The following is a 13,396-nucleotide window of genomic DNA, read 5'->3' as shown; positions in this document are numbered from 1 at the left end:
TGGTTCACCAAACTGAATCACACCCACTCCAGCCCGGGAAATCACGAACGAGTCAGACCTTCAGGGACTTGGTATTACTATGGCTTTCCGGATTGCCACTGGATCAAGCTACGGACCAACAATCCGCTGGAGCGGATCATGCGCGAGATCCGGCGACGAACTCGGGTTGTCGGCGCCTTTCCGGATGGCCAGTCCTGCCTGAACCTGGCCGCGGCTCGGCTTCGCCACATCGCCGGCACCCAGTGGTCGACGCGCAAGTACATGAACATGGCGCCGCTTCGCGCGGCGAAGAACGAAACCTACGGGGCCGCCGTCGCATGAACGAAAGTGCGAAAAGATCTGGACACTACCCCGCAACTGGTCATGAGGGTCGTAGTAGCAGCGTCCTACGGTCGCGTCCTTGAGGGGTGTGGTTGGTCCTCTCAACTTGCCCGTCCGTCCAGGGATGGTGTGGGCATGATATCGAAATCAAAGTGTTGAGAGTGCGTGAGTTCACGGCCAAGCCAAGTTGATCCGGCGACTGTTCCGAAAGTGCCGGCTGCCCAGCTCGCAGCGTCACTCATGGCGATATACTTTCATGGTCGCGACTCGGCTTAATTCTGTGCAGGGGCGACATCCCCCGCCTTGGAACCAGTGATGCTTCTGTAGGTCTCATAAGCTGGCTTCTTAGTATTGGACGCACTGATGAGCCCAAACCAGTCTTCCTTGTCAGCTGGATTTGTTCCTCGATCGCGGTAGCTATACCAGAACAACGGGCCTGCCCAGGCGTACCCACCTGCAAGATCATAAGCCTCCTGCAGCATTCTAGCCTGTTTCTGCTCCGAGACCTCGCTGACCGGTTCATTGGTTGCTGCGCCATATTCTGTTATCCAAATCTTCTTCCCGGCATCGCCATTGGCAGTCATGATGCTCCGGAGATTGGGGCTCGTTGAAGCCATCATCTGCCATCCACTCCAGGGAGCCGGGCTACTTGGCATGAGAGGTGCGGAGTACGGGTGGAAGCCGATTGCATCGAAGTGATCCTTAGCGCCGTTGGCGTACATCTCCGATAGGAAAGATCTTGCGCTGATCCAGCGCGAAGGGCTCTTGGATTTGTCCGTCGCACGGGCGGGCGACAGGCCGCCTGCAATGACCGTTGAGGTTGGATCAACGCTCTTGATTGCGGTGTAAGCCGCCTTGAGCACGTTGGTGTAAACTGCAGGATCTGGTCCAGTCTCCCAGAAGGTTTTTAAATTCGGCTCGTTCCAGATCTCCCAAGAATTGATGCCGTTAACATTGTAGCGCGCAACAGCTTTTGCACTGAAGTTTGCAAAAGCAGCAATATTCTCTGAAGAGGTCAATCCACCAGTCGTGCGAACCCACTTGGGCGCGAACGTGAGGCAGGCAAGCAGTTGAATACCATGTCTGTTGGCTCCGCTGACAATGCGGTCAATCTGGGCCCAGTCGTAGCTGTCTGGATCCGCCTTTTGAACCACGCTCCAAGCTAGGTCGAAGCGAAACCACTGCACGCCAAGCTCTGCATAATCCGCGAATAAGTCATCGAGGTCCTTGTCCGGAAGCCACCGCAAGGAGTCAATTCCATTGGACATTCCGAGCCGCTGGCCTGCATTCTGGACCACGCGAGCGCCATCGTGAAGTGAGATGACAACCTCGGAGCTCGAATCCTTGATATGGGCATTAACCGTTTGCATGCCTTCGAGCTCAGCGTCAGAGGCGAAGTAGATGCGCAGCTTGGCAGAGCCACTGCGTTCGACTGTCATGGGATGAATGAGGCCACCTATGACGTCAGAAGGCTCGATTCCGGATAACTCCAGAGTGAAAGTCCTTCCCGGCGGAGTTTGAATCGTCGTTAGCGTAAAGGTGATGAAGCTGCCTTCGGTCACAGTATCCGAACTTGATGAAAGCTTGAGAACCTCACCGTTGCTGCTGACAACGATCTCTGCTGTGCCCTGCTGAGCAAGACCGGACTGAGAGACGTTGACCCCACTGCTCTGGGTTCTCGCTTCGGAACCGAGTTTAGTGGAAACAGCTATCAGGGATACCTCAGACGCGTTTGCCTGTAGAGCAGCTGCCCCAAGCGTGATAGTAAGTGGCAAGTATATCCATCTTTGCACGTTTCTCTCCACAGGATTTACTTGATCCATCAATGCCACGCTTTCCTCGATGTACTCAGCTCTCGCAGCGTGCAGATTGTTCCTGACCCGTAAGAGCGCGCGTTCTAGAAAAGCCGGTCTCTCAAAGAACTTACTTCGGCCGCTGGCTTTCTGCCACGATAGGTCGGACACCCTGCACATTAGCAAAGCTGCGGTCAGCCAGCCCACTGGCGTTCCCGGCCGTGACAGCATAGTTCGCTTCGATCACATCGCCTGGAAGAATGTCATCATCTTGGCCGGCAATGAGCTGAACCCGCTTCTTCCCTTCACGTCTGAAAATAATGATTTGCGGCTCCTCGACAGGTCTGGCGACTCCTATATGCAGCATTTTTTCGACGACTGCCTTCAATTGGGATTGTGTCTTGTCAATGCCTACGATCGCGTCTTGGAGAGAACTATTCAGAGTTATCTGGCGCTTCTCCTCGAGGTTCTGGAGCCTTCGTTTCATTATTTCGATTTCTCTTTGAGCAAGGGCTATATGGGCGGTGGTTTCTGCAACCCCTGTACGCATGAAAAGAAGCGTCCTTTGCTCCTGCGCCGCGCGGGGATTGGCAACAAGGCCTTGATCCTTGAGGCCGCTGACCGTCTGCACTTCCTTGAGCTGCTGGCGAAGACCTTCCTCTTCGAAAGCTTTCTGCTGGCTCAGGGCAGCGATTCTCTCCTGAAGCTGATCAAGAACCCGTTTCAGATGAAGGTGCTCGTTGCTCAGCTCCTCTTTCTGAGCTTTCAACTGCTCCAGTTCCAGCCTAACGATTTCAGCCACGGTCTGAGGAGGTATTGGTGCATCTTCAAAGCTGGGAAGGTCGAGGTTGTTGCGGCCCTCTAGATCTGCCTTGAGGCGCGCAACCCTTGCGCGCTGCCTGATCAGCTCGGTCCAGATGATTGCTTCCTGGCTTCTTAAATCGACCGCTTGGGAAGGCGATCCGGTTTCCCCTCGGGACCGCGACAGACTGAAACCACCTGCCAAAGCAATGGCATGGCGGACTGTCAGGCCCAACTGGTACGGGTAGGAGCCTGGCTTCCCCACATCTCCACTGATGAAAAAGGGCCGAGCCTCGACCAACGCTATCGATACTTGCGGATCGATAGCGACACCCCGGCTCACGAGGAACGCATGGATTCTCTCACCGAGTTCCTGGAGTGTAGAGCCAGAGGCATCGACGGAGCCAAGCGAGGGAACAGCTACCCGGCCGTCGATATCGACAGTCGCCCGCTTGGTTAGCTCAGGGACTTTGAACACTGAAACTTCAATCACATCGCCGCTGCCCAACTTGTACTCTGCGTGGGCAGCGGGCGCAAAGCCGCCGATTAAAGCCAAAAGACAGAGCAGATGCGATTTTCCTCGAAACTGTATGACTTGGAACACTCTACAATCTCCGGATTTTCCAACTTGCGGCCAAGCGGATGTGCTTCGTGCATCGGTGAGAATGGAAACCAGCAGCTGAGAAACAAATGCGTGCTGAGCGCCAATGATCAATAGTGGGTGGGACTATGCCAGATGCGTACAGGAAAGTAACTCGGTCGAAGGAGGTAGGCTGCTGACTATTCGGATAATAGGGGAGCGCCTGCACGTAACAACGAACGTCGCTTGGCCGAGGTTCTCGACGAACAGGAGCGTGCAAGCAGTGCGAGCTTAGCCGCATTCCGTGTAGTGTGCTGGTAGGCTTTGCCGAGAATGTCGAGGAGATCGTCAGCCATCAAATGAGCCCGCCGGCGCATGCTTGGGTTCTGTTCATCGATTGAAAAGGCCATTTCCAAGCGCTGAGCCGCACCCAATTCAGCACCTCATGAGCCCCGGGCGTCCTGTGACCATGATCCATGGTTATGAAGGGCATAGGACAGCGACCTTGTTTGCGGCCCCAATATTCTTGACCACACCGTATTCGGACGCTGTATACAGCGCTACAGCCATCGGGATCTAACTCGATCCCGAACACGGTCGAGTTGAATGTACCAACCAGCAGGGTGATCAACGCAATCCTTGACAACTAGGCAGCTCACAGGCACCTGAAGATACGGACACGGCTTGCATGTCATCCATGCTGGGTGTTCCACTTCACCCCGACGTCAACCTTCTGACCCAATGCGGTTGAGACGTTCTTCTCGACCCTATTCAGAGAAGGATCTCGTCGACAAGGTCAAGTACCTTGCCGTCTATCTCAATATCGAACTTCCGGGCAAACATACATGGTGAAGAGGATAGGTCCGGCATATCGATTTGCGTGAGGACCCGGGGGGAGGGAGCCCCAAATGTTTGCCATGAGAGAAAGTGCAATGGCTGGTTCAGTACACGATCTCCATAACGTGAACTCATGATGATCGATTGCAAGTACATCTCGTCAGGGATCTTCACATGACTAAAAAATCGGGTACAGTTAGGATTTTCGTCTATGAAGTCAAGAACATACTTGGCGCAGTCTCGTGTGAGTGCCCACCACATTGAGCCGCCATATGGAGTCAAGCCGATTGGAAATCGCCGTCTGATCGGAAATCTTGTAGCGACAGCATTCCAGCAATAGTCGATGACGGTATTGCTGAACCTGCGCGGCCCAAGAATAGGAAGGAAGCTCCGACCAATCTTGACGTTCCAGAATTGGTACCTCTCCAGTCCGCCCGTCTCATTCGCCCATTTCTCTGAGGGGAGAGACCAGTGATGCATGATGGATTGTCCTGAATACCTCTCGAAGAACGCTTGGATCGCAGATCGTGACTTAATCGGGTAGTCCGCGCCTGAAAGAAGAACGGCGACATCGAACCGAGGAATGTAATCAAAAGCGTTCTTGAGACACCTCAGTTCCGCTTCAACGAGGCTCATGCTACCCCAATTGCATTTTTGCCGTTCAACGAAGAAAACGTTGGTGCGCTTCGCCAACGTGCACACGGCTTCCCGGAAGATCGTATCCCCTGCCGATAAGTCGATGTGAATGTGGAAAGAAATGTCGGGACCGTCGAGCCGATCAATGAGTCGAAGCAACTGCTTTGGGCGGGCATGCGCTAGAACCAGGTAGGCGATCTTCATGTTGGCACCAGCATCCAACAGTCTCCACTCACAAAGAATGCTAATTCGATTGCCCAGCCGACGAGTACAGCCGCCCATCCGCTGGGATGTATGGAAGATGTGCCTTTCAGCCGGCAGTCAGGTGTAACTCTCGCAAGGCAGAGCTTGGCAGCTTTGGTGGTTGGCAAAGCGGAACGTCCGCCATCATCACCACCTTGGCTTCAAGGGAAGCGTGGTTCAAAAGCTGCCACGCCGGCTGAATACAGCCTCAAAGGTGCGAAGGATGATCAGTATATCGTTCTTCAAGGAGAGGTTCCGCACATACTGCTCGTCATAAGCTACCCGCTCCTGATAACTACAGTCACTACGTCCGCTAATCTGCCAGATGCCCGTAAGGCCTGGTCGTATGGAAAAGTAGAGCGGCAGCACATCGCCATAGCGAGCCATCTCGTTAGCGACGATAGGACGGGGACCAACGAGGCTCATATCGCCAACAAGTACGTTGAAAAGCTGGGGAAGTTCGTCGAGACTGGTCTGTCTCAAGAACTTTCCAAATGGGGTGATGCGTGGGTCCTTTTTGAGCTTAAAGCTTTGCTCCCACTCATCCCGAGCGTCTGCGGACGTCTCAAGAAGTTCCTGCAATACCTTGTCTGCATTAGGAACCATAGTCCGAAACTTCAGGCACTGGAAACGACGGCCTGCCATGCCAATTCGCTGCTGCTTGTAAAGAACCGGTCCTCCAGAGCCGAGCCATATCAAAGCGCAGATCAACAACATCAGAGGGAAAAGCATGATCATCCCTAAGGTAGCCAAACATACATCCAGTCCTCTCTTGGCCTTTCTGTGAAAGGAGGGCCGGCTAAGAGAAAGCAGTAAGTCATCTTGGGCACGCGGCAGCACAGAACTGGGCCTTGAGTCGCTTACCATTGCTTATGCTCCGACTTATCGTGAAGGAAAATTCCGCCGGGCGAATACCCTTGGGGATACTGTGTACTGGAAGATTCGGTCGAAACAGAAAAATAGCCAGCGCAACAATTGTTTAGGTGTCGAATTAATAATGGGTAGTCCGTCCGTAACAAAGACATTCTGGACGGGGTAAAAAGCCTATAATCGGCAGGGCAAAACGCAACGCGCAGGGTGATTCACCCTCATTGAAATGGTCCACCCTGAAGTATGTCTTGAGGCTCACAGGAGGACCGAAATGCCCAAGAAGCGTCACAAGCCGGAAGAGATTGTTGCCAAGTTACGCCAGGTCGATGTGATGGTCTCACAAGGCCATTCTGTTGCCGATGCGGTTCGCGCCATCGGCGTGACCGAGGTGACTTATTATCGCTGGCGGTCGGAGTACGGCGGGCTCAAATCCGATCAGATCAAGCGCCTGAAAGATCTGGTGGCGGAGAACGCTCGCCTCCGGCGCGCGGTAGCCGATCTGACCCTCGATAAGCAGATCCTGAAAGAGGCCGCCTCGGGAAACTGGTAAGCCCCGCCCGTCGCCGTGCCTGCATCGAGCACGTCCGATCCACCTTGAAACTGTCCGAGCGCCGGGTCTGCCGTGTGCTTGGACAGCATCGCTCGACGCAGCGGCGCATTCCGCAAGGACGAAACGATGAGGCCCGGATCACCGCCGACATCATTGATCTCGCCCGCCAGTACGGCCGCTACGGCTACCGCAAGATTGCAGAACTCCTGCGTTCGACAGCCGGCTGGATCGTCAATGACAAGCGGGTCGAGCGGATCTGGCGACGGGAGGGGCTGAAAGTGCCTGCCAAACAACCCAAGAGAGGGCGTCTGTGGCTCAATGACGGATCCTGCGCCCGGTTGCGGGCCGAGAGGCCCAACCACGTCTGGAGCTATGACTTTGTGGAGGATTGCACCCATGACGGGAGGAAGTACCGGATGCTGAATGTGATCGACGAGTTCACGCATGAGTGCCTGGCCATTCGGGTCGGTCGTAAGCTCAAGGCAGTTGACGTCGTCGATGTTCTGTCGGACCTCTTTATTCTGCGCGGCGTGCCCGGGCACATTCGGTCAGATAATGGCGCCGAATTCATTGCGAAAGCTGTTCAGGAGTGGATCACCGCCGTCGGAGCGAAGACGGCTTACATCGCTCCTGGCAGTCCGTGGGAGAACGGCTTCATCGAGAGCTTCAATGCCCGGCTCCGAGATGAGCTGCTCGATGGTGAGATCTTCTACTCGCTCAGGGAGGCGAAGGTCGTGATCGAAAGCTGGCGGCGCCACTACAACACCCTGAGACCCCACGGATCGCTCGGGTACAAGCCGCCAGCGCCGGAGGTCTTCGTGCCGGCCATGTCGGCGCGGGCGGCTCAGCAACCCCAATCAGCACCGCCGCCTGCGCTGGTGTCGAGGCCATCACTCTATTAACATTCCAGCCGGACCACTCAGTGGGGGCGGATCACGATTGTCCGCCATAAGCACTTATGAAACGGAAACCAGGGCTGGCAAGGAGTCGGCCGAGACGGTGGTCAAGGAGATCCGCCGGGCCACCCTCAAGCATTGCTCCGCTGAGGAGATAATCCGTATCGTGCTGGAGGGCCTGCGCGGTGAGGACAGAGTCGCCGAACTCTGCCGACGCGAGGACATCCCGTCCAACGTGTACTGCCGCTGGTTCAAGGGCTTCCTGGAGGCTGGCAAGGAGCGTCTGGCTGATGATGCCGCGCGGGAGGCCACCTGGACACGGAGAAGCTATTCCGATGGAGAAAGACAGGATTAAACGACAGATTATCCAAAGCCGGCGCTTGCAGCACAAGATGCGCGCTGATTAGGTCGTGTGGACGGATTTGATGAGGATGAAACTCAGAGCAAGTGCGACGAAGGAACCGTAGTTCACGTCAGTCTTCTCGCAGCGTAAAGCAACGCGCTTGAAGCGCTTGAGCTTTCCCATGGTCTGCTCAATGCGAGCCCGCCCGCGGTAGAGCGCCTTGGGAAAGAACTTCGGCTTGTCTTTGGTGGTCGTGCGGTACGGAATGGCCGGGCAGATGCCGCGGGACCGGGCAGCTTGCCGGTTGGCCTTGGCGTCATAGCCCTTGTCACCGACAGCCGCCCGAGGCGTGATGTCGGGCCCAAGATCGAGCAGCGTCTCAAAGTGCGGGCTGTCGCTGACCTCACCACCGGTCAGGTGAAAGCCCAGTGGATCGCCAGCCCAGTCGGTCTTGAGGTGGATCTTGGTCGAGAAGCCTCCACGGGAGCGGCCCAAGGCCTGCCGGCTCTGCCCCCTTTTGCCCCGGCGGCCGAGACATGCGCCCGCACGATGGTGGAGTCGAACATCTGCGCCAGATGCGCCGTGTCACTCAGGGCCGCCAAGGTGTCGAAGAAGACCTCAAACACGCCCGCCCGGCTCAAGCGCCAGAAGCGTTTCCAGACCGAGTTCCAGTTGCCGAAGCGCTCAGGTAGGGCTCGCCAGGTGATGTTGTGGACGGTGAAATAGTGCAGTGCCTCCAGGAAGCGGCGGTCGTTGCGGCCCTTGGCGCCGCGCTGGGAGCAAGAGGCGGTAAACACTCGCAACACCGTCGCCCAGTCGTCTTCCGTCATTCCCGTCAGCATGGTCGCGCCTCCTGAAGCCGACCCGCTATGAATCATCGCTACACTGATTTGGGAATCTACCTACCCGTTGCTCGGCCCAATCCGTCCACACGGCCTAGTGGTGCGAGTTCAAAGTGCGTTGGCAGAAACGTTTGACGCTGGCCAGGATCTCATCGGCGGACTTGGTCCACACGAACGGTTTGGGATCGCGGTTGGTCTGCTCGATGTAGTCTTGGATCGCGGTCTTCAGGCTATCGGTGCTGACAAAGGTGCCGCGTTGGAGACAGCGCCGGGTCAGGAGAGAGAACCAGCCTTCCACCAGATTGAGCCAGGACGCGCTGGTCGGGGTGAAGTGCAGATGCCAGCGGGGTCGCTTCACCAGCCAGTCATGCACCGGGCGCGTCTTGTGGCTTGAGGCATTGTCGAGCACCAGATGCACATCCAGATCCCCCGGGACAGACGCCTCAACCTGATCCAGAAAGGCGCGGAATTCTTCGCTGCGATGCCGCCTCTGGCAGGCGCCGATCACGCGGCCCGTCTTCACGTTCAAGGCCGCAAACAGGTCGGTGGTGCCATGCCGCCGGTAGTCATGGCTGCGGCGCTCAGCCTGTCCTGGACGCATCGGCAGAACCGGCGTCGTGCCCTCAATGGCCTGGATCTGCGGCTTCTCGTCCACGCACAGCACCAGCGCCCGCTCCGGTGGATTGAGGTAGAGCCCGACCACATCCCGGACCTTGTCAACAAAAGCAGGGTCACGCGACAGCTTGAAGGTCTCCTGCCGGGGGGGCTGCAGTCCAAAGGCGCGCCAGACCCGCGACACCATGGTCTGGCTCAGCCCCACGTGCCGGGCCATGCTCCGGGTGGACCAGTGCGTGGCGGCAGACGGTTGGGTTTCCAAGGTCAGTGCAACGAGGTGCTCGATCTCATCATCGCCGACCCGGCGCGGCGCCCTGGAGCGCGGAGCATCGCTCAAGCCATCCAGGCGGTGAGCCAGGAAGCGCTGGCGCCAGGTGACGACACTCTGCCGGCTGACGCCGAGCCGGTGGGCAATGGCCGTGTTGGTGGCGTGAGGATCAGCACAGGCGAGCACAATGCGAGCCCGCATCGCCACATCCTGATGCGTGCTTCGCCGACGCACCAGGGCTTGCAGGGTCTCCCGCTCCGTTGTGGTAAGGGACAACACAACCGGCTTGGGTCCACGGGCCATGGCAGCCTCCCGGGAGAGAGGCTCTCAGACTGCTCCCGCCACCGCCAAACCGCAAATCAACTTCAAACTCGCACCACTAGTCTGAAATCCAGATCGGATGAACTCGAGCACTCAGAGTCCGTCCCGTAAATCATGAGCACCGCCCCAAGCGGCGGACGAGGAGCATGACGGAAGCGGCATAAAGGAAGGCCCGAGCTGACGTGAGTGTCGCCTCAGGATCTTTCCAAAGTCGGCGGTTGCGGCTGATCCATGCGAAGAACCGTTCAACGACTCAACGGCGTGGGTGCACCGCGAACCCAACCTGATCAGGAGGCTTTTTGACGATATCGATGATAATCGAGGTCGCTTGGCTGGGAGCCTCTCCGGCATAGCCGCTGTCGGCAAACGCTTTGACGATGAACGGGAACGCACGTCGTGACAGGCGCAGGACAACTGGCGCACCATCGCGGTCCTGAACGTCCGCCGGCTGGGGCTCCAGGACCAGACCGCGTCCGTCGGTGTCGACCAGCACCTGACGCTTGCGGCCCTTCACCTTCTTGCCAGCGTCATAGCCTCTTGGGCCGCCACTCTCCGTCGTCTTCACGCTTTGGCTGTCGAGCACGGCGGCTGTAGGGGACGCCTCCCGCCCGACCCGCTCGCGATCAACCATGACCAGCAGGTGGTTGATCGTCTCAAACAGGCCGGTGTCCCGCCACAGGCTGAACCAGCGAAAGACCGTGCTTTTGGGTGGTAGATCGGAGGGCAAGAGCCGCCAGGCAATGCCGCCGCGAAGCACGTAGAAGATACCGTTGAGGATCTCACGAACCGGCCAGCGCCGCGGTCGACCGCGGGTGCGAGGCGCAGGTAGGAGCGGCGCGATCAGCGCCCATTCGGCATCCGTCAAATCGGTTTCGTAACGCAAGCCGTCGCGGCTATACTGCCGCCGTGGGGTCGGGGTCCACCTTGCGGTTCCAGGTCAGGCTTCAGCACCCTCCTGGAATCATAGCGGCCTCGGCCACTCAACCCTTGTCGGGACGGGCTCTTAGATCAAAGGGTCTACCGTCTCAAAAGTTCTGACAACGTACAGTGCCGAGATCTCGATCATTGCTTCTCGTGTATGGAGGCCATGGATCAAAAAGCTCTTTCTAAAGTCTTATCCCTTCCACCTTTGGATCGTTAACTTCAGGAGCGCGCGAACCAAGCGCCGGGCTCTGCTGAGCTTTCCGGAGGCGATGCAGATTCAGAAGTAAGAATGCCAACGCACCGAAGTAGAATGCTGCTTCTACGGACTCTGCGAATTTAACGATCAGAAAGTTTGGATGCTCCCAAATTGTCATGCGCACTAGGCGGTACCCGAACATCAACAAGAAGGCTGGCACTACTGACACCGGCGGCACAAAGAGCAGGCTCAATGGTGTGCGGGTCTGCCCATTGCCAAAGGCAGCTTGGGCGAGCGGCACAAATGCTCCATACATCGAGGCCATAAAGAGCATGAGAAGGAACGAACGTCGGATGATGCCCACATTATGAATGGTAGTTTCTCCTTGTTCATTGATGGCCGCCCACTCTGTTGGCGTACCCCATCCTATCAGCCGCTGGCCCCAGGAGATCTCTTCTCCGGCGATAAAAACCGCCACAAGAGCGATCACAATATACAGGATGCCAGCACGGCGCTCTTGGCTCGGTAGCAAAGTCAATCCGATGCGCCATGCGGCCCACGCTGACAAACCGATGAAGCTGAATTGGAGCCACTCTATGAGCGAGTCTTCTGCGGTGATCCATGTAAACAGCGGACGGGCGAGGTCGGGCGATAGGAAGGCAAGTACGGCTAAGACCGCAGTTGGGAGAACGAGCAATATCGGTACAAGGATGATTAGCCAAGACACCCAAAGTGGGTGCTGCCAAGCTTCGGCTTCTGCTGACAATTGTTGCTGCAATAAATAAACATACGTTCTCATTATTTCCTCCCGAAGCATAATCATAAGTTTCTTCTGCATAAGAGCGAAGTTATTCGGAAGAGCTACCCCGAGATATTCAATGTTGGAGAGGGGCTGGTCTCGACCAAACCTCAGTCGACATTTTAAGAGGCTGGTGAGCAATTATCATTGCTTTCGGGTGAGACGGCGCAGCAGGATGCGGCTCATGGTGGGGTAAAGCAGCATCTCGCCAGTCTTGACTATGTGTTTGGTAGCCGAACGTTGTTGGGATCAGGTGCGTTACGCGATTGAGGAGTATGCTTGGCGCTTCGATGGTCTGCGACGCCGAGCCCCTCGTCGAAGGAGGACATGATGCACTCCCTTCATCCGCAAGCTCGCACCACCCCAGCTGTTCGCCAGGAGATTGCCCGCTCGAGAGAGCCCACCAGCGTGCTGGCCCAGCGCTTTAGCGTGAGCACCGAGACCATCCGCAAGTGGCGCAAACGCGGAGCCCACGACTGCCAGGACCACTCCAGCCGGCCGCACAAGCTGCCCTGGAAGGCCACAGACGAAGAGCGCGCGATCGTCTGTGCTCTGCGCCAGGCCACCGGCTTTCCGCTTGATGACCTCACCTTTGTGATCACGCACTTCCTGCCGCATCTCAACCGCGATGCTGTCTACCGCATCCTCAAGGCGGAAGGGTTAGGACGATTGCCCCCGGCGCAGCAGCGCAAGCGCAAAAGCGGCACGTTCAAGGACTACGATCTTGGCTTCGTGCACATGGACATCAAGCACCTGCCCAAGCTGCAGACCGCCAACGGCGAGCGCCGCAAGCGCTTTCTCTATGTGGCCATCGACCGCTGCTCGCGTTGGGTGCACCTGGCGGTCAAGGACGATGAGCTGACCACCAGCGCGGTTGCCTTCGAAAGAGGCGGTGCGCGCCTTCCCCTTCAAGGTCACGCATGTCCTGACGGACAGAGGATCCTGCTTTACCGCCGATGGCTTGGAAGACGCCTGCCGCCAGATGAAGGTGGAGCATCGCAGAACCAAGCCCTACACGCCGCAGACCAGCGGTCTCGTGGAGCGCTTCAACGGCCGGGTGCAGCGCGAGGTGCTGGGGATTACGATCTATAGCCATCGGGATCTCGAGACGCTGCTCAAAGGCTTCAACCAAGCCTACAATCGGAGACGCCAGCGCGTGCTCAAGGGGGCCTCACCTTAACAGGCCGTGCAACGGCGTCTGGCCGCCGAGCCGAAGCTGGCCAACCGGCGCTACAAGCCGCCCGATGCAGACGCTTTGCCGCCAGCCCTCCAGGTCGTCGCTCACGCCAAGGAGGTCCCGCATCCAGACACCTAGCACTTAGACCTTGGATGTCAAACACCAGCGGGAGATCTCATCCATGTCTCATCATTCTCTCTGTTGACCAACCGTTCCCCATGTGAGTTGCACCCTTCGTTTGCGATGTGAGGCTTGCGCCATGGCCTGATGCGCTCGTCTCCAGGCGGACCAGGCGATCACAAGGGCAGGCTCGATCCGGCGTTGCTGGAGGCGTGTGGCCACGCGGCGGATTTCCTGGACAGACCAGCGTACCAACGCTGCAGC

General features: G+C 57.4%; 10 protein-coding genes and 3 pseudogenes. 4 read left to right on the top strand and 9 right to left on the bottom strand.

Annotated features, from left to right (window positions below; translation table 11 throughout):
* A partial coding sequence (locus JKG68_RS27490) for a transposase (RefSeq protein ID WP_246515938.1) occupies positions 1–321 on the top strand: 321 nt, incomplete at its 5' end.
* Between the two features lie 272 nt (positions 322–593).
* Here JKG68_RS27490 and JKG68_RS27485 read toward each other — a convergent pair.
* The 4 genes from JKG68_RS27485 to JKG68_RS27470 form a co-directional block, all read right to left on the bottom strand.
* A complete protein-coding gene (locus JKG68_RS27485; protein WP_246515942.1) occupies positions 594–2,144 on the bottom strand; it encodes a cellulase family glycosylhydrolase in 1,551 nt (516 codons plus the stop codon).
* A gap of 100 nt (positions 2,145–2,244) precedes the next feature.
* Positions 2,245–3,519 (bottom strand): polysaccharide biosynthesis/export family protein, encoded by a 1,275-nt coding sequence (locus JKG68_RS27480; protein WP_202065107.1) that lies wholly within the window; start codon positions 3,517–3,519, stop codon positions 2,245–2,247.
* A gap of 747 nt (positions 3,520–4,266) precedes the next feature.
* Complete coding sequence (locus JKG68_RS27475) at positions 4,267–5,172, bottom strand: beta-1,6-N-acetylglucosaminyltransferase (protein WP_202065106.1); 906 nt, start codon at positions 5,170–5,172, stop codon at positions 4,267–4,269.
* 216 nt (positions 5,173–5,388) lie between these two features.
* Positions 5,389–6,078, bottom strand: a complete 690-nt coding sequence (locus tag JKG68_RS27470; protein WP_202065105.1) for a sugar transferase — start codon at positions 6,076–6,078, stop codon at positions 5,389–5,391.
* A gap of 274 nt (positions 6,079–6,352) precedes the next feature.
* On the opposite strand from JKG68_RS27470, the gene JKG68_RS27465 reads away from it, so the two are divergent.
* A protein-coding gene (locus JKG68_RS27465) for an IS3 family transposase (RefSeq protein WP_202065103.1) occupies positions 6,353–7,533 on the top strand; the annotation gives its coding sequence in 2 pieces (ribosomal slippage) (positions 6,353–6,617 and positions 6,617–7,533; 1,182 coding nt in all).
* 46 nt (positions 7,534–7,579) lie between these two features.
* Positions 7,580–7,840, top strand: a pseudogene (locus JKG68_RS27460) (transposase); the annotation flags it as partial.
* A gap of 90 nt (positions 7,841–7,930) precedes the next feature.
* On the opposite strand, the gene JKG68_RS27455 reads toward JKG68_RS27460, so the two are convergent.
* The 5 genes and pseudogenes from JKG68_RS27455 to JKG68_RS27435 form a co-directional block, all read right to left on the bottom strand.
* Positions 7,931–8,365, bottom strand: coding sequence for an IS5 family transposase (locus JKG68_RS27455; protein ID WP_202065096.1), 435 nt, complete (start codon positions 8,363–8,365; stop codon positions 7,931–7,933).
* On the bottom strand, positions 8,284–8,712 hold the full coding sequence (locus JKG68_RS27450; protein WP_202065095.1) for a transposase: 429 nt from the start codon (positions 8,710–8,712) through the stop codon (positions 8,284–8,286). Before JKG68_RS27450 ends, JKG68_RS27455 begins: the two co-directional genes overlap by 82 nt.
* A gap of 94 nt (positions 8,713–8,806) precedes the next feature.
* Positions 8,807–9,898 carry an IS630 family transposase gene (locus JKG68_RS27445; protein WP_202065093.1) on the bottom strand — a complete coding sequence of 364 codons (1,092 nt, stop codon included), beginning with the start codon at positions 9,896–9,898 and terminating at the stop codon, positions 8,807–8,809.
* Between the two features lie 130 nt (positions 9,899–10,028).
* Positions 10,029–10,799, bottom strand: a pseudogene (locus JKG68_RS27440) (IS5 family transposase).
* Between the two features lie 223 nt (positions 10,800–11,022).
* Complete coding sequence (locus tag JKG68_RS27435) at positions 11,023–11,835, bottom strand: hypothetical protein (protein ID WP_202065091.1); 813 nt, start codon at positions 11,833–11,835, stop codon at positions 11,023–11,025.
* Between the two features lie 330 nt (positions 11,836–12,165).
* Here JKG68_RS27435 and JKG68_RS27430 point away from each other — a divergent pair.
* Positions 12,166–13,150: pseudogene (locus JKG68_RS27430) on the top strand (IS481 family transposase).
* The last annotated feature ends 246 nt before the right edge of the window (positions 13,151–13,396 follow it).

It is taken from the genome of Microvirga aerilata, assembly GCF_016743775.1.
GTDB classification, from domain to species: domain Bacteria; phylum Pseudomonadota; class Alphaproteobacteria; order Rhizobiales; family Beijerinckiaceae; genus Microvirga; species Microvirga aerilata.
Note: the sequence above shows the minus strand (reverse complement) of the source record. Positions and strands in the feature narration are given on the sequence as shown.